This is a genomic window from Aeromonas intestinalis, assembly GCF_054052485.1.
In genome coordinates this window covers 102,947-127,983 of record NZ_JBSTYK010000007.1, presented here as the reverse complement: position 1 = coordinate 127,983, position 25,037 = coordinate 102,947, and the positions used below count along the sequence as shown (strand labels likewise).

Below are 25,037 nucleotides of genomic sequence, written 5' to 3'. Positions count from 1 at the left end.
AATCAGGCTGGCTGTGCGACGGGTTCCAGGGAACCCTTGGGCGCAGTGATGGTGCGATAGGCGTTGTAGGCCATCAGCAGCATGCCGGTGACGAAGAAGCAGCCACCCAGGAAGCGCACGAAGTAGAAGGGGTAAGAGGCCTGCAGGGCTTCCACGAAGCTGTAGGTCAGGGTGCCGTCGTCGTTGACCGCACGCCACATCAGACCCTGCATCACACCGGAAATCCACATGGAGACGATGTAGAGCACGGTGCCCACGGTCGCCAGCCAGAAGTGGACGTTGATGAGCTTGATGCTGTACATGCGGCCCTGATCAAACAGGTTCGGGATCAGGTGATATACGGCGCCGATGGATACCATGGCGACCCAGCCCAGAGCACCGGAGTGAACGTGACCTATGGTCCAGTCGGTGTAGTGGGAGAGGGCGTTGACCGTCTTGATGGCCATCATGGGGCCTTCGAAGGTGGACATGCCGTAGAACGACAGGGAGACGATCAGGAAACGCAGGATGGGGTCATAGCGCAGTTTGTGCCAGGCACCGGACAGGGTCATGATGCCGTTGATCATGCCGCCCCAGGAGGGAACGAATAGGATGAGAGACATCACCATGCCGAGGGACTGTGCCCAGTCGGGTAGCGCCGTGTAGTGCAGGTGGTGCGGACCGGCCCAGATGTAGAGGGAGATCAGCGCCCAGAAGTGCACGATGGAGAGGCGATAGGAGTAGACCGGGCGGCCCGCCTGCTTGGGCACGAAGTAGTACATCATGCCGAGGAAACCGGCGGTCAGCAGGAAGCCCACCGCGTTGTGGCCATACCACCACTGCACCATGGCATCCATGGCACCGGAGTACATGGAGTAGGACTTCATGCCGGAGAGGGGCACTTCCATGTTGTTGACGATGTGCAGCACGGCCACCGTGATGATGAAGGCGCCGAAGAACCAGTTCGCCACATAGATGTGGGAGGTGGTGCGCTTGGCCAGGGTACCGAAGAAGACCACGGCATAGGCGACCCAGACCACGGTGATGGCGATGTCGATGGGCCACTCCAGCTCGGCGTACTCCTTGGAGGTGGTGTATCCCAGCGGCAGCGAGATGGCGGCCGAGAGGATGATCGCCTGCCAGCCCCAGAACACGAAGGAGGCAAGCTTGCCACCAAACAACCGGGTCTGGCAGGTGCGCTGTACCACATAGAAGGAGGTGGCCATCAAGGCACTGCAACCAAAGGCGAAGATAACCGCGTTGGTATGCAGGGGTCGCAGGCGGCTGTAGGTCAGCCAGGGGGTGTCGAAGTTGAGGGCAGGCCAGATCAGCTGGGCTGCAATCAGTACGCCCACCGACATACCGACAATTCCCCAGACAATCGTCATGACGGTGAACTGACGTACAACGGTGTAGTTGTACTCAGGATGGTTCGTAGTGTGGCTCATCGTTGTATTCCGCTTCCGATGCTGTTGTTTGTTTTTTGTCCGGCAATCAGGACCATTTTCATTCCAGATTTGCCGACTTCCGCTCGTTAACTTTTGTTAATAAAAGGAAAAGCAAAATGTGGATAAATGAAAATTCATTGGGAATGATACTGAACTGACCGGTAAAATAACAGTACAAACAGTGATATATTTGGCTCTGACGGGTCTCACCGCCGCCAGTTTTTTACCTTGCGCGAGATCACGAAAATGGCATTTTTTACGTACCTTACAAGGTTGTTTTTTCATGAAAGAGAGACTCACTTCACGCAAAATCGGGCACTTGCTGCTGGTGTTGGCCATTTTGCTCGCCCTGATGACTTATCGGACCTGGTTTTGGTCTCCACACGGGGCTGGTTTTGAGGGGGGAAATGATCAGATTTGTGATCTATCCCACAGTACCTGTGCGCTTATTATCGGAGACAAGCCCCTCTCTGCCAGTGTCGTCAACCTGCCGATCAAGGCTGAACATGACTTTAGCCTATGTCTTCAGGGGGGGGATCCTGCCATCAGCCCGACTCAGGCCTGGCTCGAGGGAAAGGAGATGTTCATGGGCCGCATCCCCGTGCAATTCGAGGCGAGCGAGGGGGGATGGCAGGGGACGGCCCAGGTGGGTTCCTGTACCTCGGCAACCATGACCTGGCTGCTCAATATCGAGTGGAGCAATGGTCAACGCCAGCAGTTGGCGCTCTCCGTCTCCCGCTGAAGCAGTGGCTTGTTTGAGGCCCAGAAGGGGGGATAGATGAAATTTGATTTGAATTTTTCAGGTGGGACTGTACCTTGCATTCATTATCAAGGAGTGAAGTTCATTTAATCATGATTGAAAAACAAGCATTTTATCGCACCCTGAACCAGCAAGCCCAGGCCCTGCTGGAAGGGGAACCGGATCGCATTGCCACCCTGGCCAACCTCTCGGCCCTGCTCAATCAGGAACTGGCTGACATCAACTGGGTCGGCTTCTACCTGTTGCAGGGAGAGACCCTGGTGCTCGGCCCCTTCCAGGGCAAGCCCGCCTGCGTGCGCATTCCGGTAGGGCGAGGTGTCTGCGGCACCGCGGTATCCGAGGGCAAGACCCAATTGGTGGACGACGTGCACCAGTTTGTCGGTCACATCGCCTGTGACGGTGCCAGCAACTCGGAAATCGTGATCCCCGTTCGCCACAACGGCGAGATCATCGGGGTGCTGGATATCGATAGTCCGATTTTTAATCGTTTCGACGCCGAGGACCAGCTTGGTCTGGAAGAAACGGTGCAAATTTTGGAAAGCATGCTCTAAGTCATTGCTAGATGGTTCGCAAAAGGCCCCAAGCTCTCTATAATAGGGCCTTTGTTGTGTTCGGGCTCGCCCGTGCGTCTATATGAAAGCCAAGGTTATACATGGAAAACACTGAAAAGCTGAAGAACAGTAAAGAGATCGTTGCCTACCTGGTCGAGAAATTCCCGGCCTGCTTCATCGCTGAAGGAGAGGCCAAGCCACTCAAGATTGGCATCTTCCAGGATCTGGCCGCGCGTCTTGCTGATGACGAGAGAGTCTCCAAGACCATGCTGCGCTCTGCTCTGCGTCAATACACTTCCAGCTGGCGTTACCTGCATGGCCTAAAGGCTGGCCAGGCCCGTGTCGATCTGGACGGCAACCCGGGTGAGCTCTTGACCGAAGAGCACATCGAACATGCCAAACAGGCCCTCAAAGAGAGCAAAGAGCGTGTCTTTGCCAGCCGCCGCACCAATACCAAAGAGAAGGACGACAAGCCCAAACAGCCCCGTCGCCCGGCTCCTCGCAAGTCTGATGCCCCCCGCGCCGACAAGCCCAAAGCCGCCCCCAAGGCTGCTGCTCCTGCCGTCGACGCACCGCTGGTGAAAGTGGATGCCGCTACCCTGAAAGTGGATCAGGGCGTGCGCGTCGTACTGGGCAAGTCCCCCGTACCCGCCACCATCAAGGAAGTGACCAAGGATGACGTACAGGTTCAATTGCAGACTGGCATGATGTTGCGGGTCAAGTTCGAGCACCTGGTTCTCTAAGGAGACAAATGTTGAAGCATGGCGTAATTCGTTTTTCCCTCGTTGCCTGTAGCCTGGCGCTTGCCGGGCTTGCACAGGCCATCGAGCCGGTGCTCAAGGAAAGTGATTTGCCTGTGTTGGCTCAAGAGAGCCAACATGCTACGGCCAGCAAGCGAATTACCAATCTGTTTACCCGCTCCCATTACAAGCAGTTCAAGCTGGATGATGCTTTCTCCGCGGTTGTCTTTGACAAATACCTCGAGAATCTGGATTACAGCCGCAACCTGTTTTTGGCCTCTGATATCAGCCGTTTTGAAAAGTACCGTAACGGATTTGACACCGACCTCGAGAGAGGACGGCTGGCGCCCGCCTACGAGATGTTCAACCTGAGTCAGCAGCGGCGCTATGAGCGGTTCGAATACGCCCTCAAACTGCTCGACACTCCCTTCGATTTTACCCAGAAAGACAACTACGTCTTCGATCGGGAAGGGGCGCCCTGGCCCAAGGATGAAGCCGAACTCAACGAGTTGTGGCGTCAGCGGGTCAAGTTCGATGCCCTGAGCCTCAAGCTCAGCGGCAAGGAGTGGCCGGAGATCAAGGAGCTGCTTGGCAAGCGTTACAACAACGCCATCAAGCGGATGTCCCAGACCGAGAGCGAGGACGTGTTCCAGCTCTTCATGAACTCCTTCGCCCGCGCCATCGAACCCCACACCAGCTATCTCTCCCCGCGCAGCGCCGATCGCTTCAACACCGAGATGAACCTCTCGCTGGAAGGCATTGGTGCCGTGCTGCAGGCGGAGGATGACTTCACCGTCATCCGTTCCCTGGTGCCCGGTGGCCCGGCCGCCAAGTCCAATCACCTCAAACCCGATGACAAGATCACCGGGGTAGGGCAGGACGATGGCAAGATTGTCGATGTGATCGGCTGGCGTCTCGATGACGTGGTCGAGCTCATCAAGGGCCCGAAAGGCAGCAAGGTGAAGCTGGAGATCCAGCGCGGCAAGGGCGCCAATGCCAAGACCGAGCTGGTGGAGCTGACCCGTGACAAGGTGCGTCTGGAAGACAGGGCCGCCAAGTCCAAGGTGATCACCGCGGAAGGCAAGAAGATTGGGGTACTCGAGATCCCGAGCTTCTATGTCAACCTGCACGATGACGTCATCAAGGAGCTCTCCAGCCTCAACAAGCAGAAGATAGATGGTCTCATCGTCGATCTGCGCGGCAACGGCGGTGGCGCCCTGACGGAAGCCTCTGCCCTGAGCGGCCTCTTCTTCGGCAGCGGTCCCGTGGTGCAAATTCGCGATCACATGGGCCGGATCACGGTCAATGGGGACGACGATGGCAACGTCTACTACGGTGGCCCCATGTCGGTGCTGATCGACAGATACAGCGCCTCGGCCTCCGAGATCTTCGCTGCCGCCATGCAGGATTACGGTCGTGCCCTGATCCTGGGTGAGAACTCGTTTGGCAAGGGCACGGTGCAGCAACACCGCAGCCTCGCCAAGGTGTACGACTTCTATGAGCAGCCGCTCGGCCACGTGCAATACACCATCGCCAAGTTCTACCGGATCAACGGTGGCAGCACCCAGAACAAGGGTGTGGCACCGGACATCAGCTTCCCCACCGCCGTCTCGCCTGACGAGACCGGGGAGAGCCGGGAGTTCAACGCGCTGCCCTGGGACAAGATTGCCTCAGCGGGTTACACCAGGCTGGGTGATTTCAGCGGCATGCTGGCCAAGCTGAAGGCGGATCACGAGGCGCGGATCAACAAGGATCCGGAGTTCGCCTACGTGTTGCAGGACATCAAGGAGTATCAGGCTGACAAGGACAAGAAATCCGTCTCCCTGAATGAAGCCGAGCGGTTGGCCGAACAGGCCAAGCAGGACGAGAAGGCGCTGGCGCGAGCCAATGAGCGGCTGCTTCGTCTTGGCAAGCCGACGGTGAAGAGCCTGGATGATCTGCCCACCGACTTCGAGGCACCTGACGAGTATCAGGTCGAGGCGGCCAATATCACGGCTGATCTCGCCACTCTCAGCAAGAAGAGCTGATGGGACAACACTATGACAAGGGCGACTCGGGTCGCCCTTTCTTTTGCCTGAATGCAAACTATTTGACCCTGTTCGAGCCTTGTGACAGCCTCTGACACGTCAATAACAAAGCGTGGAAGCAACAATAATGACTGAACAACCTCAGGCCATGACGGCCAAGTATCGCCAGGATTACCAAGCCCCCCATTACTGGTGCGACAGCATCGACCTCGATTTCCAGTTGCAGGAGCCCCTGACACGGGTCACCGCCATCTCCCGCCTGCGTCGCAACGGTGAACACAAGGAGCCCTTGGTGCTGGATGGGGAAGGGCTCTCCCTCGTCAGCGTCACTCTGGACGGGGTGTCCTTTACCCAGTACGAGCAGGGGGAGAGCAGTCTGACCCTGTTCAACCTGCCGGCCGAGTGCGTGCTGACCATCGTCACCGACCTGGATCCTGCCGCCAACACGGCGCTGGAGGGGCTCTACAAGTCCGGCGACGCCTACTGCACCCAGTGCGAGGCGGAAGGCTTTCGGCGCATCACCTACTACATGGACAGGCCGGACATCCTGGCCCGTTACAGCACCCGCATCAGCGCCGACAAGGCCAAGTTCCCCTATCTGCTCTCCAACGGCAACAAGGTGGCGAGCGGCGAGCTGGACGGCGGTCGTCACTTCGTGCAGTGGCAGGATCCCTTCCCCAAGCCCAGCTATCTGTTTGCCCTGGTAGCCGGTGATTTCGACGTGGAGCGCAACCACTATGTGACCATGAGTGGCCGCAAGGTGGCGCTGGAGATCTTCGTGGACAAGGGCAACCTGGACCGCGCCGGTTTCGCCATGGAGAGCCTCATCAACTCCATGCGCTGGGACGAGCAGCGCTTCGGTCTCGAGTATGACCTCGACATCTACATGGTCGTCGCGGTGGACTTTTTCAACATGGGCGCCATGGAGAACAAGGGGCTGAACATCTTCAACTCCAAGTTCGTGCTGGCAAACCCCGCCACCGCCACCGACACCGATTACCACGGCATCGAGCGGGTGATCGGCCACGAGTATTTCCACAACTGGACCGGCAACCGGGTCACCTGCCGCGACTGGTTCCAGCTCAGCCTGAAAGAGGGGCTGACGGTGTTCCGGGATCAGGAGTTCTCCTCCGATCTGGGCTCGCGCGGGGTCAACCGCATCAACAACGTGCGCACCGTGCGTGGCCCGCAGTTTGCCGAAGACGCCGGCCCCATGGCGCACCCCATCCGCCCGGATGTGGTGATCGAGATGAACAACTTCTACACCCTGACCGTCTACGAGAAGGGCTCCGAAGTCATCCGCATGCTGCACACCCTGCTGGGGGAGGAAAGCTTCCAGGCCGGCATGAAGCTCTATTTCGAGCGCCACGATGGCTCGGCCGCCACCTGTGACGACTTCGTACAGGCGATGGAAGATGCCTCCGGTGTCGATCTCGGCCGCTTCCGCCGCTGGTACAGCCAGTCCGGTACACCCGAGCTCACCGTCACCGACGAGTACGATGCCGCCACCGGCACCTATCGCCTGCACGTGCGCCAGCACACTCCGCCAACCCAGGATCAACCCCAGAAGCTGCCGCTGCATATCCCGCTGGATATCGAGCTGTATGATGCGAACGGGGCGGTGATCCCGCTCCAGTATCAGGGGGAACCTATCGGCCAGGTGTTGAATGTGCTGGAAGAGACACAGACCTTCGTGTTCGACCAGGTGCCGGTGAAGCCCGTGCCCTCCCTGCTGCGGGACTTCTCCGCCCCGGTCAAGCTGCACCATGACTACAGCGACGAGGCGCTGGCCTTCCTGATGCGCCATGCCCGCAACGAGTTCGCCCGCTGGGACGCAGCCCAGATGCTGGTGAACAAGGCGGTGATCGCCGGGGTGGCCAGCGTGCAGCAGGGCCAGGCGGTCGCCGTTTCCGACTCCCTGCTGGCGGCCTTCGTCGCCATCTTCGATGAGGCCGCGCTGGATCCGGCTCTGAAAGCCGAGATCCTGACCCTGCCGGGAGAAGTCACCCTGGGCGAGCTGTTCGACACCGCCGATATCGACGCCATCCACCTAGTGCGAGACGTTATTCAGGCTCGTCTGGCCGAGGCCTTCGGCGTCCGACTGGTCAAGGCCTACGAGGGTCTGCGTCTGACCGGTTACAAGGTGGTGCACGAAGACGTGGGCAAGCGCGCCCTCAAAGCCGTGGTACTCGGTTATCTGGCTGCCCTGAACCCGGAGCAGGCCGATACCCTGGTGCGGGAACAGTACACCCAAGCGGACAACATGACGGACACCCTGGCCGCGCTGCAGGTGGCCAACGCCCATCTGCTACCATGCCGCGCTGCGCTGCTCGCCGACTTCGAGGGCAAGTGGGCCCACGACGGTCTGGTGCTGGACAACTGGCTGCGGCTGGTGGGGGCGAAACCCGCCGCCGACGTGCTGGAAGAGGTGAAGCAGGCGATGGCGCATCCCACCTTCAGCATCCGCAACCCGAATCGGCTGCGAGCCCTGGTGGGGAGCTTTGCCTACAACCAGGCGCAGTTCCACGCCGTCGATGGCAGCGGCTACCGCTTCCTGACCGATCTGATGATTGAACTCAACGAGGTGAACCCCCAGGTGGCGTCTCGCCTCATCACCCCGCTCATCCAGTTCAAGCGGCTCGATGCAGGGCGTCAGACGCTGATCCGTGCCGAGTTGAGCCGTCTGGCCGCGCTGGACGGGTTGGCGCGGGATCTGTTCGAGAAGGTGAGCAAGGCGCTGGCGCAGTAAGCCGGCGCCGGTGACGGGCAGGGGAGCCAGACTCTCCTGCCCGTTTTATTGGGGCCCCGACAATCCAGAGGAGGATGCCATGCGGCACTATATCTTTCACCTCGCCCTCAGCCGGGATGAGATCATGCTGATGTACCAGGGACATGCCAATAGGCTGGTGGTGCGTACCGAGCAGGGGCTGACCCTGGAGCTGGGACTTGAGAAGATCCGGCCTTTCGTCGCCACCAACGGGGTTCACGGTCGTTTTCGACTCTCCACCGAGGATGATCACCGCTTCGTGCGGCTAGAGAGAGTCAACTGATCCGGCTTTGGAACCGGACCCGGGCAGTCGGGATGGTCAATATCGGCGGTAAAACCAGCACAAATCGCTGCCGGCTTCCCCCAAACGCATAAATTAACAAAACACGAACATATTTCCGGGTAAATATCTGCTTTAAGTCACTATCTATCCGGTAAATAGGCTCACAGCCAGTGCGTTTTTCTGAAAATGAACGACTTGGCAAAATTTTTCACAACCCAAGCCGTGATCTGCCCCTTGTTTTTAACATCCCGTTATCACCATCGCTCGCCTTCCTTGATCCAAGACATTACACTTCGCAGCAACTCTGAACCGGCTGGCATCCAGGGTGGATGTCGCCGTGTCTGTGATGTCGTCCGATAAGGAAACTAGCAATGGCATTGAAAGACGCCCCTACCTCAGTTCTGCTCGAAAACGTTCTCAGCCTGATCCATCAGAAGTTGCCCAAGAAGAGTGCCTCTCTGGTGGAGCGCTTTGTTGCCAAGTTCTACGGCAACATGGCCAGCACCGATCTGCATGATCGCAATGACAGCGATCTCTACGGCGCGGCCCTGAGTCTGTGGAATGCGCTCAACCAGCGTACCGGTACCGACCCCTATATCCGGGTCTACAACCCCGAGCTGACCCGCCACGGATGGCAGTCTCCCCACACCATTGTCGAAATCATCCTGCAAGACTCCCCCTTCCTGGTGGACTCCATCCGCATGGCCCTCAAGCGTCGCGGCATCACCGCCCACATGATGCTGCACCAGCCGCTGCACCTCATTCGCGGGGAAGAGGGCAAGATCAGCGCCATCCTGACCCTGGACAACACCGCCGAGCAGACGTCGGTCGAAACCGCCTTCCTCATCGAGATCGATCACCTCACCAGTGAAGAAGAGATGGAAGGGCTCTGCGCCGAACTCAAGTCCGTGGCTGGCGAAGTGGCGCTGGCGGTGGGGGACTGGCAGCCCATGCTGGCGCGCCTGAACGAGATCATCGACGAGTTGCCAAAGCGCAAGAACCCGGTCAGCAAGGAAGAGGTGGACTCCTGCGTCGCTTTCCTCAAGTGGGTGGCCGCCCACAACTTCACCCTGATGGGCTATCGCCGCTACGACGTGCGTGCGGTGGAGGGGGATCACGAGATCCTGCCCCAGCCGGAGTCGAGCCTCGGCCTGATGAAAAACTCCATCAAGGATGAGGGCCAGCGCCTTGGCAACATGCCCGCCAGCGCCCGCCACGCGGCCTTAAGCTCCGATTTGCTGATCCTCACCAAATCCAACAGCAAGGCTCGCGTGCACCGCCCGGCCTATGTGGATTACATCGGCATCAAGCGCTTTGACGAGCACGGCAAGGTCGTGGGGGAGGATCGCTTCATCGGTCTGTATGCTTCCTCCATCTACAACACCAGCGCCACCCAGATCCCCCTCATCAGCCATCGCCTCGAGCGCATCATGGCCGCCTCCGGCCACGAGACCGGCTCCCACGCCTACAAGGCGCTGCTGAACGTGCTGGAAACCTACCCGCGCGATGAGCTCATTCAGGCCCGTGAGGAAGAGCTGCTGGCCACCGGCCTCGGGGTACTGGAGATGCAGGAGCGCGACATGCTGCGCCTGTTCGTACGCCGGGATGTCTATGGCCGCTTCTTCTCCTGCATGGTCTATGTCACCAAGGAGCGTTACAACACGGCGCTGCGGGTCAAGACCCAGCAGATCCTGCAGAAATATTTTGGCAGCAGCGACGAGGTGGAGTTCAACGTCTACTTCTCCGAAGGCGTGCTGGCCCGGACCCACTACATAGTGCGGGTCAACAATAACAACGTGGATGTGGATGTGAACGAAGTACAAAACAACCTGATTGAAGCCGCCCGCAGCTGGGATGACCGTCTGGACTCCGTCTTGCTCTCCCACTACGGGGAAGCCCGTGGCAACGCCCTGCGCCGCCGTTTCAGCGCCGCCTTCCCCCGCGCCTACAAAGAGGACGTGCTGCCGGGCTCCGCGGTGGCCGACATCATGGCCCTCGACGGTCTGAGTGAAGAGGCGCCGCTTGGCATGCAGTTCTACCGTGCCCAGGAGGAGGAGAACGATCGCCGGGTTCGCCTCAAGCTGTTCCACCGCGCCGAGCCCATCCACCTCTCCGATGTGCTGCCCATGCTGGAAAACATGGGGCTGAGAGTCATCGGTGAAACCCCCTACCAGGTACGTACCCCGGCGGGGGAGGTGTTCTGGATCCTGGACTTCTCCATGCTGCTGCGCGGCGATCAGCCGTTCGATCTGGCCCAGAGCCAAGAGCGCTTCCAGCAGGCCTTCGCCGCCATCTGGAACAAGACCCTGGAAGATGACGGCTTCAACCGTCTGGTGCTGGGCGCTGGCCTGTGCGGTCGCCAGGTCTCGGTGCTGCGAGCCTATGCCAAGTACATGCGCCAGACCGGTGTCTCCTTCAGCCAGTCCTACATCGAGGAGACGCTGACCCGCTACCCGGACATCGCCGAGCTGCTGTTCACCCTGTTCGATCTGCGCCTGAACCCGTCCATCAAGCAGGATGCCAAGGCTCAGGACAAGCTGCGCGAGCAGCTCGCCGCCAAGCTGGATCAGGTGGCGAACCTGGATGACGATCGCATTATCCGCCGCTACATGGAGATGATCGACGCCACCCTGCGCACCAACTACTACCAGCAGGACAAGGCGGGCAAGATCAAGCCCTACATCTCCTTCAAGCTGGCCCCCGCCAGCATCACCGACATGCCGCTGCCGCTGCCCAAGTTCGAGATCTTCGTCTACTCGCCGCGGGTGGAAGGGGTGCATCTGCGCTGGGGCAAGGTGGCCCGGGGCGGTCTGCGCTGGTCCGATCGCAAGGAAGACTTCCGCACCGAGGTGCTGGGTCTGGTGAAGGCGCAGCAGGTCAAGAACACCGTCATCGTACCGGTCGGTGCCAAGGGCGGCTTCTACTGCAAGCAGATGCCGGTGGGCGCGGCCCGTGCCGTCATCCAGGAAGAGGGCAAGGCCTGCTATCGCCTGTTTATCCGCGGCCTCTTGGATGTCACCGACAACATCATCGGTGGTGAGGTGATCCCGCCCCGTGACGTGGTTCGCCACGACGAGGATGACTACTATCTGGTGGTCGCGGCCGACAAGGGCACCGCCACCTTCTCCGACATCGCCAACGAAATCAGCCAGGAGTATGGCCACTGGCTCGGCGATGCCTTCGCCTCCGGCGGCTCCGTCGGCTATGACCACAAGAAGATGGGGATCACCGCCCGCGGCGCCTGGGAGTCGGTCAAGCGCCACTTCCGTGAGCTCGGCATCAACTGCCAGAGCACGGACTTCACCTGCGTGGGCATCGGCGACATGGCGGGTGACGTGTTCGGCAACGGCATGCTGCTCTCCGAACATACCCAGCTGGTGGGCGCCTTCAACCACATGCACATCTTCATCGACCCGACCCCGAATGCGGCCAAGAGCTTCGTCGAGCGCAAGCGCCTGTTCGAGCTGCCGGGATCGAGCTGGGAAGACTACAACAAGGAGCTCATCTCCAAGGGGGGCGGCATCTTCCTGCGCTCGGCCAAGTCCATCAAGCTGAGCCCGGAAATCCAGACCCTGCTTGGCACGGACAAGTCCAGCATGGCGCCGAACGAGCTCATCAAGGCGCTGATCTGCCTGAACGTGGACCTGCTCTGGAACGGCGGCATCGGCACCTATGTGAAGAGTGCCAAAGAGAGCGATGCGGACGTGGGGGATCGCAGCAACGACGTGCTGCGGGTCAACGGTCGCAACCTGCGTGCCCGCATCGTGGGGGAGGGCGGCAACCTCGGCTTCACCCAGCTCGGCCGGGTGGAATACGCGAGCCAGGGCGGTCACATCAACACCGACTTCACCGACAACGTGGGCGGGGTGGATTGCTCCGACAACGAGGTGAACATCAAGATCCTGCTCAATCAGCTGGTGGCCGCCGGTGATCTGACCCTCAAGCAGCGCAACCAGATGCTCTATGAGATGACCGACGACGTCGCCCAGATCGTCATCACCAACGCCTATCGCCAGTCCCAGTCCATCTCGGTCACCGCCTTCCGCGGCGCCGAGCAGGTCAAGGAGCAGCAACGCTTCATCCAGGGGCTGGAGCGCGAAGGCAAGCTGGATCGCGCCCTCGAGTTCCTGCCCAGTGACGAGGAGCTCTCCGAGCGGATGGCTGCGGGCCAGGGGCTGACCCGTCCCGAGCTCGCCGTGCTGGTGGCCTATGGCAAGATGGTACTGAAAGAGCAGCTCAACTGCCCCGAGGTGACCGACGAGCCCTTCCTCGCCAACATGCTGGTGACCAGCTTCCCGGCCCAGTTGCAGCAGCAGTTCGGGGCGGCCCTGGCCCAGCATCCGCTGCGCTCCGAGATCATCGCGACCCGGGTGGCCAACATGCTGGTCAACGACATGGGGCTGAACTTCGCCAGCCGGATGAAGGATGAGACCGGCGCCTCGGTGGCGGAAGTGGCCTGCTGCTTCGCCATGGCCCGGGAGGTGTTTGGCCTGGATCGGCTGTGGCGTGACATCGAAGGGTGTGACAACCAGGTGGATGCCAACACCCAGCTCGAGCTGATGTTCTACAGCCGCCGCATCGTGCGCCGCGCCACCCGCTGGTTCCTGCGCGCCCGCAACCGCAGCTGGAGCATCGGCGAGAACATCGCCTTCTTCCGCCCGGCCTTCGAGACCTTGGGGACCCATCTCTACGAGGTGATGGACGAGAGCGAAGTAGCCGAGCACCAGCAGGCGGTCGCCATCCTGGTGGCCAAGCAGGTGCCGGAGCACATCGCCCGTCAGGTGGCGCACATGAGCAGCCTCTTCTCCAGCCTGGATCTGGCCCAGATCGCCGCGGAGCACAAGACGGACATCCTGCGCGCCGCCAACGTCTACTATCGCCTCGGCGCCAAGCTGGATCTGCACTGGTTCCTCGAGCAGATCAACCATCAGCCGGTGGGCAACCACTGGCAGGCGATGGCACGGGCCTCCTTCCGCGAGGATCTGGACTGGCAGCAACGCAGTCTCACTTCCGTGGTACTGGAAGGGTGCAAAGAGCAAGGGGAATGCGCTACCATACTGGCCAACTGGATTTCGGAGCATGAGCAACTCTTGTCCCGTTGGACCCACATGTTGGCCGACTTCAAGACCTCCAGCACCCACGAGTTCGCCAAGTTCTCGGTGGCCTTGCGAGAGTTGAACCTGCTCCAGTTGAATTGCCGCACGCTTTAATCGCACACAGTGGCATCACCCCAAAAGCCCCGGCCAGTTGCCGGGGCTTTTTTTAAGGAGCAAACATGCTGTACCCCATCGCCAGGCATTTTCTGTTCAAACTCAACCCGGAGCAGGCTCACGATCTCTCCATCAAATATTTGCCCCGCCTTCTCGGTACGCCGCTCGATTGTTTCTTCCGCCACTCCCTGCCCAAACGCCCCGTCACTTGCATGGGGCTTAATTTTGCCAATCCGGTGGGCCTGGCCGCCGGCCTTGATAAAGACGGGGAGTGCATCGATGCATTTGGCGCCATGGGGTTCGGCTTTATTGAAGTGGGTACAGTGACTCCCAAGCCCCAGAGCGGCAATGACAAACCCAGGCTGTTCCGGGTTATTCCTGCCGAGGGGATCATCAACCGGATGGGATTCAACAACAAGGGGGTCGATCATCTGGTGGCCAAGGTTCGCGAGGCCAAATATCAGGGGGTCATCGGCATCAATATCGGCAAGAACAAAGACACTCCCATCGAGCAGGGCAAGGATGATTATCTGATCTGCATGGACAAGGTCTATGATCACGCCGGTTATATCGCGGTCAATATTTCCTCGCCCAACACCCCGGGTTTGCGTCAATTGCAATACGGTGAGGCGCTCGATGAGTTGCTGGCAGCATTGAAAGCACGTCAGCAGGAGCTCGCCGCCAAATATAAAAAGTATGTGCCCCTTGCCGTTAAAATCGCGCCGGATCTCAGCGTCGATGAAATAAACCAGGTGGCCGAGTCCTTAATCAAAAACCGGATCGATGGCGTGATTGCCACCAATACCACCCTCGAGCGCGACATGATTTATGACATGCCCCACGCCGCCGAAGCGGGGGGGCTCAGCGGTCGTCCTCTGCAGCACAAGAGCACGGAAGTGATCCGCCAGCTGGCCAAGGCGCTGGATGGCGCCCTGCCTATTATCGGCGTCGGGGGCATCGACAGTGCCATGGCGGCACGGGAGAAATTGGCCGCGGGTGCCACCTTGGTCCAAATTTACAGTGGCTTTATTTATAAAGGCCCGGCATTGGTCAAAGAGATAGTGACCCATATTTAAAAAATAACCGGTTACCCTTATATAAAGTTGCTCAATTTCTCGACATGGAATAAAGTCGAGTAACGGCTTAAGTAAGGGTAACCTCATGTGCATCCAACCCAATGACAATTGGCAATGGCATTATGACGCTCAGGATGATCGTCTGATGCTGGATTTATCCGATCGCATGATATTCGCCACCGAATATAAGGGGCGGCAACTGGTGCCTTGCTCCTTCACCACCCAGCCTTTTTGCGTGGACGATGCCGCCCTCTATTATCAGTTGATGGACAAGATCGTTGAACTCGATTGGAGCACACCCCATCAGGTTCAGCTGGTATTGAATGCCATCGCCGTCAGCCGCTTTTATAAACCACTGATGCCACAGAGCTGGTTCTTTAATGAACAGCAATCACCCTGTTCATTGGAAGTAGGTACCCTGGTGTGCATGCAGACCCCTCATGGCCGTGGTGAATTCATGGTGATCGAGGCGGGCGATCAGGCCAGCGTCTGTCTGAATCTGACCGATGAATTAATTTTGACCACCAGCAAGATATTGCCCCGCTTCGGGGTGATCAAGGTGATGAATAATCGCATGCAGGCAAGAGCGACCCAAGCGGCGCAATATCGCCAGGTCGGTTGATCAATAAATAGCCGCTCACTCAACAACCCGTCATTCAATCACTGGTCATCCGCTCTCGCGGGGATTTCCCGCATTTCTATCGCCTCTTTTCAATACGGCCCGGGCATTTCGCCGAGCGCCTCTTGTGGCGAGGGGCAATCCTTTCATCGGCCCCTTGTGTCATCCGCCCCCATACCTTCCACTGCCCATCAGCCATAAAACAGATCAGTTATGCTGGGCGATTGCGCGCAATCCACTTTGCAGGCTGCCATGCCGGTGAGAAGGTCAATATTGCGCTATTCCCGGCAGATGACGCCGAGGCGGCGCCCTTTATGTGCCGGTGGAGGCCAAGGTTCGGATGCCGAGTGCGGGCCGATAAGGTATAATGCGGCACTATTTTTATGGCATCCCCGTGAGCGTGATGAAAGAATTTTTTGCAACCTGCCCCAAGGGGCTGGAAAACCTGTTGGCCGACGAGCTGACCACCCTGGGCGCAGAGCAGGTCCGTGAGACCGTTGCCGGCGTGCATTTCAAAGGCGAGCTGGCCATTGGCTACAAGGCCTGCCTGTGGAGCCGTTTCGCCTCCCGCATCGTGCTGGTGCTGTCCGAATTCCAGATGAACGACGACCTGGACCTCTACCTCGGCGCCCACACCATCCCCTGGGAAGAGCACTTCTCCGGCACGGCCACCATCGCCGTGGATTTCACCGGTACCAACCCGGCCATTCGCAACACCCAGTACGGCGCGCTCAAGATCAAGGATGCCATCGTCGATCGCTTCACCAAGCGCGGTCATGTGCGCCCGGACGTGGACAAGAAGTCCCCGGACATCCGCATCATGGCGCATCTGGGCAAAGGCAAGGCCAACATCACCCTGGACTTGTCCGGCCCGGCCCTGCACCAGCGCTTCTATCGTCAGGGCACCGGTGAGGCTCCGCTCAAAGAGAACCTGGCCTGCGCCATGATCGCCCGCAGCGGCTGGGCAGGGGAGCCCATGATGGACCCCATGTGCGGCTCCGGCACCCTGCTGATTGAAGCGGCCTTCATCGCCGCCGACATGGCGCCGGCCCTGCGCCGCGAGCGTTTCGGTTTCGATCGCTGGCTGCAGCACGATGGCGAGTTGTGGCAGAGCCTGATGATGGAAGCCCAGGTGCGCGCCAAGCGCGGTCTGCAACGCTGCGAAGTGAAGCTGTTTGGTTGCGATGCGGACACCCGGGTGCTGATGAAGGCCCGCGACAACGCCAAGGCCGCCGGCGTGGCGCACCTCATCACCTTCAAGCAGGCCGATGTGACCCAGTTGCAGAATCCGCTGCCCAAGGCCGCCATCGAGGCGAGCGATGCCATGGCGCAAGGGGATCAGCCGACGGCGCCGGTGGGCATGCTCATCTCCAACCCGCCCTACGGCGAGCGCCTCGGCGAGTTCCCGGCGCTGCTGGAAGTGCACCAGGCGCTGGGGGATGCCCTGCGCCGCAGCTTCCAGGGCTGGCGCGTCTCCATTCTGTCTGCCTCACCTGAATTGCTGAGCTGCCTGCGCCTGCGGGCCGACAAGCAGTATCGCCTGTTCAACGGGGCGCTGGAGTGCCAGCTGCGCAACTACCAGATTGCCCTGGATTCCGTCGCCTCCCAGAAAGAGGTGGCCCAGGACTTCGCGAACCGTCTTCGCAAGAATCTCAAAGCGCTGGAGAAGTGGGCGAGCAAGGAGAACCTCGACTGCTACCGCCTCTATGACGCCGACTTGCCGGAATACAACGCCGCCATCGACCGCTACAAGGATTATCTGGTGGTGCAGGAATATGCCGCACCCAAGGACATTCCCGCCCAGAAGACCCGCCAGCGTCTGCTCGACATGGTGCAGGCCGCCATCAAGGTGACCGGCATGGATGGCGAGAAGGTGATCCTGAAAGTGCGCGAGCGCCAGGAAGGCAAGCAGCAGTACCAGAAACTCGGGGAAGAGCAGCACCGGATGGAGGTGCAGGAGTACGGCGCCCGTCTGTGGGTCAACCTCTACGACTACCTGGATACCGGCCTGTTCCTGGATCACCGTCAGACCCGCCGCATGCTGGGCCAGATGGCCAAGGGCAAGCGCTTCCTCAACCTGTTCGCCTATACCGGCAGTGCCACGGTGCACGCAGGCCTAGGCGGCGCGAGCGAGACCACCACGGTGGACATGTCGCGCACCTATCTGAGCTGGGCCGAGGACAACATGCGCCTCAACTCCCTGGTGGGCCGTCAGCACAAGTTCGTGCAGGCGGATTGCCTGAAGTGGCTCTCCGAGGCCGATGGCCAGTACGATCTCATCTTCATCGATCCGCCCACCTTCTCCAACTCCAAGCGGATGGACGAGAGCTTCGACGTGCAGCGGGATCACCTGGTGTTGATGCAGCACTTGAAACGCCTGCTGGCGGCGGACGGCACCCTGGTGTTCTCCAACAACAAGCGTCACTTCAAGATGGATCTGGCCGGCCTCGAGGCCGTCGGTCTCAAGGCGCAGAACATCACCGGCAAGACCCGGCCCAAGGACTTTGAGCGCAACCAGCATATCCACAACTGCTGGCTCATCACCCACGCCCCCGAGGGGAGCGACGCGTGATGCTGAGCCTGTTTCACACCGACGGCTGCCACCTGTGCGAACAGGCCTGGGCGCTGGTGGAGCAGGCCGGGCTGGCTGAGCGAACCCGTCGCTGCGACATCATGGCGGATGATGCCTGGCTCGCCGCCTACAGGGTACGCATCCCGGTGCTGCGCGATGAGGCGGGCCGGGAGCTTGGCTGGCCGTTTACCCTGGCGGATCTCGGCGCCTGGGCTGCGGGCGAGACAATATAATGTAGCGAAAGGGTGGGGCAAGGCAGCGCCTTCTTCCGCCCTTTGACCGTTAACAAGGATACTTCATGGCTTTATTAACATTGCACGACGCTTGTCTGTCGTTCAGTGACTTCCCGCTGCTGGACAAGGCGGAGCTCTCCATCGAACGGGGGGAGCGTCTGTGTCTGGTGGGTCGCAACGGGGCGGGCAAATCCACCCTGATGAAGGTGATCGCGGGGGAATTGCCGCTGGATGATGGCCGTCTGGTGCTGCAGCAAGATCTGAAAGTGACGCGCCTCGAACAGGATCCTCCCGCTTCCAGCGAACTGACGGTGTTTGACTATGCCGCAGAAGGGCTGGCCGGGGTCGGCGAGCTGCTCAAGCAATATCACCATATCTCCCTCGAACTGGCCCATGATCCGAGCGATGCCAACATCCGCATCATGAGCGAGTTGCAAGAGAAGCTCGATTACCAGAATGGCTGGCAGCTGGAGACCCGCATCAACCAGGTGCTGACCCTGCTCAATCTCGACCCCGACGTGACCCTCGACAGCCTCTCCGGCGGCTGGCTGCGCAAGGTGGCCCTGGCCCGGGCCCTGGCCTGCGATCCGGATCTGCTGCTCCTGGACGAGCCGACCAACCACCTGGATATCGAGGCCATCAACTGGCTGGAAGATTTCCTGAAAGATTTCCGTGGCGCCATCGTCTTCATCTCCCACGATCGGGAGTTCATCCACAAGCTGGCGACCCGGATCATCGATCTGGATCGCGGCGAGATCACCTCCTGGCCCGGCAACTATGACGAGTATCTGCAGGGCAAAGAGGAGTGGCTGCGAGTCGAGGAGCTGAAAAACGCCGAGTTCGACAGAAAGCTGGCCCAGGAAGAGGTGTGGGTACGCCAAGGCATCAAGGCCCGACGTACCCGCAACGAGGGACGGGTGAGAGCCCTCGAGGCGATGCGCATGGAGCGTTCCCAGCGCCGCGAGCTGCAGGGCAAGGCCAAGTTGCAGCTCGATGAGGTCAATCGCTCCGGCAAGCTGGTGTTCGAGACCGAGGGGCTGGGGCTGGACTTCGGCGATCGCACCCTGTTCCAGGGGCTGGACTTGCAGGTGCTGCGCGGTGACAAGATTGCCCTGGTCGGCCCGAACGGTTGCGGCAAGTCCACCCTCATCAAGCTGCTGCTGGGGCAACTGGCTCCCAGCCGTGGCAAGGTGAAGGGGGGGACCAACCTCGAGGTGGCCTATTTTGATCAGTACCGCGAGCAGCTCGATCCCGAGCAGACCGTGGTGGACAACGTGGGGGAGGGCAAGCAGGAGGTGATGGTCCGCGGTCGCTCCCGCCATATCCTCGGCTACCTGCAGGACTTCCTGTTTGAACCCAAACGGGCACGTACGCCGGTCAAGGCCTTGTCAGGGGGCGAGAAAAACCGTCTACTGTTGGCCAAGCTGTTCTTGAAACCCAGTAACTTGTTGATTTTGGATGAACCAACCAACGATCTGGATGTCGAAACGCTGGAATTGCTGGAGGAGTTGCTGACAGACTACCCCGGCACCCTGCTGCTGGTCAGTCACGATCGCCGTTTCATCGACAACACGGTGACCGGTTGCTGGCTGTTTGAAGGGGACGGGCGGATCAGCGATTATGTGGGCGGCTACGCCGACATGATGGCGACCCGGGCGCAGCAAGCCGCGCAAACGACCAGCAAGCCGGCGCCGAGCAAGACGCCAGAGCCTGTCGTGGTGACGAGCCCCGTGGCCACAAAAGCCAAAAAACTCTCTTACAAGTTGCAGTTGGAGCTGGATAATCTACCGGCCCGACTGGAACAACTGGAAGCTGAGCTCGATGCCCTGCAGACGGAGATCAACCACCCCGGTTTCTTCTCTCTGCCGGCGGAGCAGACTCAGTCCAAACTGGATGCATTGAATGCGGCAGAGTCCGCATTGGAACATGCCTTCTCCCGTTGGGAGGAGTTGGAAGCGTTGAAACATCAGGAATAAGGAAGTAGATGAAAAAGCAATTATCCATACTGGCCGTACTGGTCGGCGCCAGCCTCAGCGCGCAGGCGGCACAAGGCTCTTTCTTCACCATTGTCGATGTCTCTGACAAAGGGTATGCCAGCGGGATCAGCACCGATGGCAGCGGGCTCATCGGGATCAATGCCAAGAACAACACGGCCGAGTATTTCTCGACCGTCCAGTTTGCCGACTTCCTGGTGGATCGCTTCCGCTTTGAGCAGGGCTGCCTGCTGTCCAGCTCCGTCTGTGACTCCTTCTGGGATGACAACAGCACGGGCAACTTCGCCTACCAGTGGCGCGTCGATTTTCGTGCCAACACGGATCAGCGCAGCAACGTCGGCTATGTGGTCAGCAATGAGACCGACGGTCTGGTGACGGCTCTGGGAGAAACCCCTTCCGATCGCGTCGGCTACAAGATGGCAGGCAAGGTACGCACCGCCTACGCGGTCATCAATGATGGCAACCCCGTTGAGCTCAAGGATGCCGCCAGCACGCGCAGCCTGGCTCACAGCATCAGCATTCCGACCGCCATCAAAGATCTGGATGGTCAGTATCTGGTGACCGGGACGGCCGCTACGGGTCTGAATCATGTGGTCAATGGCGATTTCTATCGCTACTGCTTCGAAGGCAATGAAGATCAGTACGGTGACTACCGCTACTGCCCGGGGGTCGATACCCAGGCCAGCTTCTGGTTGTTCAACGGCTCAGGCAATCTGGACAAGCTGATCCAGCCGACCAGCTATGCCAATGGCCGGGACTCCGTCTTGCAGACGGCATCAGCCCTGGATGCGGCCAAATACAACGGCACCGTCTATGGGGTTGGGTATAGCTCCACTGGCGAATATGGCTCCGGTGATCTGGATGGCCGCAACCTGGCCAGCTACTGGACCCTGGATCTGGCCGCCGGTACCGTGGGCACCACTCAGGTGATCCCGCTGCCGGAAGGTCAACCGGGCAAAGATGATGCGAAGCTGCAACACAGCTGGGCGGTGGCGGTCAACGACAACGGCTACGTGATTGGCAACCAGCGCTATCGCATCAACAAGGGCCAGAACCGCCCGGTGGAGATGTTCCTCTTCAACCTGAACACCCCGACCACCTCGGCCGTGGTGCCCATGCAGGACAATCCGCTCTCCGGTTCCGGCTCTGAAGCTTCGGCCATCAACGATCACAACATGGTGGTTGGCTGGCGCGACTCCCGCCATCAGACCCAGCCGGTGGTCAATGGCACCAACCGCATGCAGGAAGCCTTCCTGCTGAACGCGGCGGCCCCGAACAACAGCTGGTATCTGAACGACCTCATCTGTGGTCAGGATGACGCGGGCAACAAGCAGTGTGCCCAGAACGGCAAGTTCTATCACATCGCCTATGCCAGTGGCATCAGTGCTGACGGCACCATCGCCGCCACCGCCTATCGCTACGATAGCGAGGATGATCTCAACAAGCGCACCAACGCGACCGTGGTTGCAGTGAAGCTGGCGCCGACCGTGAAAGATTACCAGGGCAACACCCCCGCCAACTACGTGGTGAGCAATGCCCCGGCCAACAACCAGACCGGTCAGGATGGTGACGGTGGTGGTGGTGGCAGCCTGTTCTGGCTGACTCTGCTGGCATTGCCATTCACCTGGCTGCGCCGTTATCAGCGCTAAAAAAGGGTGCCATTAAAAGTTAATGCAGTTCAGTATCTTGTGTCACATGGGCTGAATAGCATGGTATTTTTTGTTTGACCCTGCTCCCCCCCTGGGGTAAAGATGAAAGCGACCGGTGAAAACTTGGTCGCTTTTTTTGTTCCACGAAGAGGGTCGTAGATGATGAAGAGACAGAAACGGGACCGTCTGGAAAGAGCTCGCGCTCGTGGTTATCAGGCTGGCGTTGTCGGCAAACAAAAAGAAGCCTGTCCGTATCAATGCCTGGATGCCAGAGGCCATTGGCTTGGTGGTTGGCGCGATGCCATGGAAGGGCGAGGCTCAGGCCTCTTCATGAAGTAATTGATACTTCATCACTCATTGAAACAGGGAAGGGGCCACGATGGCCCCTTTACATTGCCGCTCGCATCAAGAGATGGATGAGCGCGGCAGAGACCGAAAAGGGGCCTGCAGGCCCCTTTTTGCACGATGTCAAACTCGCATCAGAAGGCGGTGGTGTCCTTGAACAGGCCCACTTTCAGGTCGGTGGCGCTGTAGATGGGACGTCCGTCCACTTCGACTACGCCATCGGCGATCCCCATCACCAGCTTGCGGTTGATGACGCGCTTGAAGGTGATCTTGTAGGTGACTTTCTTGGCCGTCGGCAGGATCTGGCCGGTGAATTTCACTTCACCCACACCCAGCGCACGGCCTTTGCCGGGGCCGCCTTTCCAGCCGAGGAAGAAGCCGACCAGTTGCCACATGGCATCGAGACCCAGGCAACCAGGCATGACGGGATCACCCGGGAAATGGCAATCGAAGAACCAGAGATCCGGCGTGATATCGAGTTCGGCCAGGATCTCGCCCTTGCCATGCTCACCGCCGTTGTCATTGATCTTGACGATGCGGTCCATCATCAGCATGTTGGGGGCGGGGAGTTGGCTGTTACCTTCACCAAATAATTCGCCACGGCTGCACGCGAGCAGCTCTTCACGGGTAAACGAGTTTTTGCCTTGTTCACACAGGGAAAGGCTGGGATTGGTGTCGTTATCTAGGGTCACGCTGATTATCCTTCATATGGGTCAAAGCCGGGCCAATTTAGCGTACAGTTGTTCGCTAAACAACTCCGATCTCTTTATTACAAGCCAAACAGGCGGCCAAACAGACTGCGCAGCAGCCCGCTCTTGGGTGCAGTGCCATTGAGTTCATCCAGCCTTTCCTGGATCCGGCCAAACAGGGTATCCGGCATGTCAGGCTCGCCCGCCACGCAGCCGGTGAGCAGCTCGATGGCTTCCTCCACATGATCCACCGGATGGATGTGGAACTGGCCTGCCTCGACGGCGGCAATTACCTCGTCGGACAGGTTGAGCTGCTGGGCGTTGGTGCCGGGCAGCAGTATCCCTTGCTTGCCGGTGAGGCCGTGGATCTTGCACACCCGGAAGAAGCCTTCGATCTTCTCGTTGACGCCCCCCACGGCCTGCACATTGCCAAACTGGTCGACGGCGCCGGTCACGGCAAAGTGCTGATAGATGGGCTGGCGGGCGAGGGCAGAGAGCAGGGCACACAGGCCGGTCAGGGAGGCGCTGTCACCGTCAATCTCATGGTAGGACTGCTCAAACACCAGGTTGGCCGAGAGGGGGGAGGGATTCTCTGCACCAAACTTGTTGGAGAGGTAACCGTGGATGATCATCATCGCCTTGGCGTGGATATGACCGGCGAGTTCCGCCTTGCGCTCGATGTCCGCCACGTCGCCATCCCCCAGGTGTACGGTGGCAGTGAGGCGCACAGGCTCACCGAAGTCATAGGGATGACCAGCCACCTGGATGACGGAGAGGCCGTTGATCTGGCCCACCTCCTCACCATCGGTCTGCAGCAGGATCTGGCCATCGATGACCCCCTGATCGGATTGCTCCACCAGATAGTTGAGGCGGTAATCCTGCTCCTCCAGCGCGAGCATGATGTGCTCGTCGGTGACGATGTCGGCTTCCATCTCCCGTGCCAGGCTGTCGGCCATGCGCATGAGGGCACTGAGCTGCACTTCTGACAGGGCGAGCCACTCCTGATGATCGCACAACCGGCTGGCATGACGGCACAGAGCTAGGAGGGCGGCCGGCGTAAAGTCCAGCAGCTCCCAACGCTCCCGCAGCCAGGCCAGATATTGCAGAAACGCTGGCAAGTCCTCTTCGATGTTCACCTCGGAGACCAGATCGGCCCGCAGGAAGATGCGCTCCGACATGTCTCTGTCCAGCATCTGGAACTCCGCCACCTCCAGTCGGTCTCCCACCAGGATCAGTTTGAACCGGATAGGGGTCGCTTCTGGCGTGAAGAAGGGGGTCAGAGTCTTGCCTTCCTGGTAGGCGTTCCAGTCCAGTTCTCCCTTGAACATGGCGTTCTTGAGTTTGAACCAGAGATGGGGCTGATCCAGCAGCTCATCGAGCTGCAAGATGAGATAGCCGCCATTGGCTTCACGCATCAGGCCTGGCTCCAGCAGGTGCTGGTTGGCATATACGGAGCCTTGTTCTGTCTGGTAATTGATGGAACCAAACAGGGTGTCCCAGTTCAGATCACGACCGTAAACGATCGGCGCCTGTTGCTCTTCATGATGGATCAACAGGTTGATGAGCACCGGATGCTGGAATTCGAGCCCTTGGGCGACATGGGCCGCCAGATCGGAGAGAAAATCCACGATCTTGGGGTCGTTTTCCTGCTTGCGGATGATCCGGGTGACCAATCGTTCGGCATCCAGATGATGGCTCATCAGCTTGAGCAGCTCACCAACCATCTCGCAGAACTCGAACCCGGTGCCAGGTTGCAGACGCAGCCAGATAGGCTTGAACGGGTTGTTGAGGTTTTCGGTGTAACAAAGATCGAACAGATCGCCATCCTTGCCGTTGGAGGCGGCGATCAGCGTCTGGCAGACATGTTCATAATCCGCGCCGGGAAATCCGTTGAGCAGCATGACCGGGCAGTCACCATCAAAACTGGCCAGCCTCTTGATGCCCGAAATGGCCCTGGGTTGCAGGGCTGCGAAAGGGATGGGTTCGAGTTCACTCAGGGCAGGAAACTGCTCGATCGAGAAAGCGGGTTTTAATTGTTCTGATGCTAATTCAGCCACTTAAGACATCCGGTCGGGGATAGGGTCAATGGTTCCCA

At 59.6% G+C, this 25,037-nt stretch carries 17 protein-coding genes; 14 read left to right on the top strand and 3 right to left on the bottom strand.

Annotation, left to right across the window (positions count from 1 at the left end; genetic code table 11):
* Window positions 1–2 precede the first annotated feature (2 nt).
* Window positions 3–1,427: a cytochrome-c oxidase, cbb3-type subunit I gene (ccoN, locus tag ACW5W7_RS10875; RefSeq protein WP_349922287.1), complete on the bottom strand. Its 1,425-nt coding sequence runs from the start codon at window positions 1,425–1,427 to the stop codon at window positions 3–5.
* Window positions 1,428–1,710: 283 nt separating this feature from the next.
* Here ccoN and ACW5W7_RS10870 point away from each other — a divergent pair, with 283 nt between their 5' ends.
* The 14 genes from ACW5W7_RS10870 (at window position 1,711) to rmf (ending at window position 22,247) form a co-directional block, all read left to right on the top strand.
* On the top strand, window positions 1,711–2,169 hold the full coding sequence (locus ACW5W7_RS10870) for a hypothetical protein (RefSeq protein ID WP_456501706.1): 459 nt from the start codon (window positions 1,711–1,713) through the stop codon (window positions 2,167–2,169).
* Between the two features lie 110 nt (window positions 2,170–2,279).
* Entirely contained in the window at window positions 2,280–2,738 is a 459-nt protein-coding gene (locus tag ACW5W7_RS10865) for a GAF domain-containing protein (RefSeq protein ID WP_349922285.1), read from the top strand.
* Window positions 2,739–2,839: 101 nt separating this feature from the next.
* Window positions 2,840–3,481 carry an RNA chaperone ProQ gene (proQ, locus tag ACW5W7_RS10860; protein WP_349922284.1) on the top strand — a complete coding sequence of 214 codons (642 nt, stop codon included), beginning with the start codon at window positions 2,840–2,842 and terminating at the stop codon, window positions 3,479–3,481.
* Between the two features lie 8 nt (window positions 3,482–3,489).
* The gene (prc, locus tag ACW5W7_RS10855) at window positions 3,490–5,505 is read left to right on the top strand and encodes a carboxy terminal-processing peptidase (protein ID WP_349922283.1); all 2,016 of its coding nucleotides are present in this window, start codon (window positions 3,490–3,492) and stop codon (window positions 5,503–5,505) included.
* Window positions 5,506–5,632: 127 nt separating this feature from the next.
* Complete coding sequence (pepN, locus tag ACW5W7_RS10850) at window positions 5,633–8,254, top strand: aminopeptidase N (protein ID WP_456501705.1); 2,622 nt, start codon at window positions 5,633–5,635, stop codon at window positions 8,252–8,254.
* A gap of 79 nt (window positions 8,255–8,333) precedes the next feature.
* Window positions 8,334–8,555 carry a DUF2835 family protein gene (locus ACW5W7_RS10845; RefSeq protein ID WP_434668242.1) on the top strand — a complete coding sequence of 74 codons (222 nt, stop codon included), beginning with the start codon at window positions 8,334–8,336 and terminating at the stop codon, window positions 8,553–8,555.
* Window positions 8,556–8,926: 371 nt separating this feature from the next.
* Window positions 8,927–13,765, top strand: a complete 4,839-nt coding sequence (locus ACW5W7_RS10840) for an NAD-glutamate dehydrogenase (protein ID WP_456501704.1) — start codon at window positions 8,927–8,929, stop codon at window positions 13,763–13,765.
* 65 nt (window positions 13,766–13,830) lie between these two features.
* Window positions 13,831–14,841: a quinone-dependent dihydroorotate dehydrogenase gene (gene pyrD, locus ACW5W7_RS10835; RefSeq protein WP_456501703.1), complete on the top strand. Its 1,011-nt coding sequence runs from the start codon at window positions 13,831–13,833 to the stop codon at window positions 14,839–14,841.
* A gap of 85 nt (window positions 14,842–14,926) precedes the next feature.
* Window positions 14,927–15,463, top strand: a complete 537-nt coding sequence (locus ACW5W7_RS10830; RefSeq protein ID WP_456501702.1) for a cell division protein ZapC — start codon at window positions 14,927–14,929, stop codon at window positions 15,461–15,463.
* Window positions 15,464–15,827: 364 nt separating this feature from the next.
* Window positions 15,828–18,032 (top strand): bifunctional 23S rRNA (guanine(2069)-N(7))-methyltransferase RlmK/23S rRNA (guanine(2445)-N(2))-methyltransferase RlmL, encoded by a 2,205-nt coding sequence (rlmKL, locus tag ACW5W7_RS10825; RefSeq protein WP_456501701.1) that lies wholly within the window; start codon window positions 15,828–15,830, stop codon window positions 18,030–18,032.
* Complete coding sequence (locus ACW5W7_RS10820) at window positions 18,032–18,265, top strand: glutaredoxin family protein (RefSeq protein WP_456501700.1); 234 nt, start codon at window positions 18,032–18,034, stop codon at window positions 18,263–18,265. Before rlmKL ends, ACW5W7_RS10820 begins: the two co-directional genes overlap by 1 nt.
* A gap of 65 nt (window positions 18,266–18,330) precedes the next feature.
* A complete protein-coding gene (gene uup / locus ACW5W7_RS10815) occupies window positions 18,331–20,241 on the top strand; it encodes an ATP-binding cassette ATPase Uup (RefSeq protein WP_456501699.1) in 1,911 nt (636 codons plus the stop codon).
* Window positions 20,242–20,249: 8 nt separating this feature from the next.
* Window positions 20,250–21,908, top strand: coding sequence for a DUF3466 family protein (locus ACW5W7_RS10810; protein WP_456501698.1), 1,659 nt, complete (start codon window positions 20,250–20,252; stop codon window positions 21,906–21,908).
* Between the two features lie 159 nt (window positions 21,909–22,067).
* Window positions 22,068–22,247 (top strand): ribosome modulation factor, encoded by a 180-nt coding sequence (gene rmf / locus ACW5W7_RS10805; RefSeq protein ID WP_005315693.1) that lies wholly within the window; start codon window positions 22,068–22,070, stop codon window positions 22,245–22,247.
* Between the two features lie 140 nt (window positions 22,248–22,387).
* On the opposite strand, the gene fabA is transcribed toward rmf, so the two are convergent.
* On the bottom strand, window positions 22,388–22,945 hold the full coding sequence (gene fabA, locus ACW5W7_RS10800; RefSeq protein ID WP_349922273.1) for a 3-hydroxyacyl-[acyl-carrier-protein] dehydratase FabA: 558 nt from the start codon (window positions 22,943–22,945) through the stop codon (window positions 22,388–22,390).
* Between the two features lie 77 nt (window positions 22,946–23,022).
* Window positions 23,023–24,999, bottom strand: coding sequence for a Lon protease family protein (locus ACW5W7_RS10795; RefSeq protein WP_349922272.1), 1,977 nt, complete (start codon window positions 24,997–24,999; stop codon window positions 23,023–23,025).
* Window positions 25,000–25,037 lie beyond the last annotated feature (38 nt).

Excerpts from the sequence above, each read along its gene's own strand:
- ccoN (WP_349922287.1), bottom strand. The coding sequence starts at position 1,427 with ATGAGCCACACTACGAACCATCCTGAGTACAACTACACCGTTGTACGT.
- ACW5W7_RS10870 (WP_456501706.1), top strand. The coding sequence starts at position 1,711 with ATGAAAGAGAGACTCACTTCACGCAAAATCGGGCACTTGCTGCTGGTG.
- ACW5W7_RS10865 (WP_349922285.1), top strand. The coding sequence starts at position 2,280 with ATGATTGAAAAACAAGCATTTTATCGCACCCTGAACCAGCAAGCCCAG.
- proQ (WP_349922284.1), top strand. The coding sequence starts at position 2,840 with ATGGAAAACACTGAAAAGCTGAAGAACAGTAAAGAGATCGTTGCCTAC.
- prc (WP_349922283.1), top strand. The coding sequence starts at position 3,490 with ATGTTGAAGCATGGCGTAATTCGTTTTTCCCTCGTTGCCTGTAGCCTG.
- pepN (WP_456501705.1), top strand. The coding sequence starts at position 5,633 with ATGACTGAACAACCTCAGGCCATGACGGCCAAGTATCGCCAGGATTAC.
- ACW5W7_RS10845 (WP_434668242.1), top strand. The coding sequence starts at position 8,334 with ATGCGGCACTATATCTTTCACCTCGCCCTCAGCCGGGATGAGATCATG.
- ACW5W7_RS10840 (WP_456501704.1), top strand. The coding sequence starts at position 8,927 with ATGGCATTGAAAGACGCCCCTACCTCAGTTCTGCTCGAAAACGTTCTC.
- pyrD (WP_456501703.1), top strand. The coding sequence starts at position 13,831 with ATGCTGTACCCCATCGCCAGGCATTTTCTGTTCAAACTCAACCCGGAG.
- ACW5W7_RS10830 (WP_456501702.1), top strand. The coding sequence starts at position 14,927 with ATGTGCATCCAACCCAATGACAATTGGCAATGGCATTATGACGCTCAG.
- rlmKL (WP_456501701.1), top strand. The coding sequence starts at position 15,828 with ATGCGGCACTATTTTTATGGCATCCCCGTGAGCGTGATGAAAGAATTT.
- ACW5W7_RS10820 (WP_456501700.1), top strand. The coding sequence starts at position 18,032 with ATGCTGAGCCTGTTTCACACCGACGGCTGCCACCTGTGCGAACAGGCC.
- uup (WP_456501699.1), top strand. The coding sequence starts at position 18,331 with ATGGCTTTATTAACATTGCACGACGCTTGTCTGTCGTTCAGTGACTTC.
- ACW5W7_RS10810 (WP_456501698.1), top strand. The coding sequence starts at position 20,250 with ATGAAAAAGCAATTATCCATACTGGCCGTACTGGTCGGCGCCAGCCTC.
- rmf (WP_005315693.1), top strand. The coding sequence starts at position 22,068 with ATGATGAAGAGACAGAAACGGGACCGTCTGGAAAGAGCTCGCGCTCGT.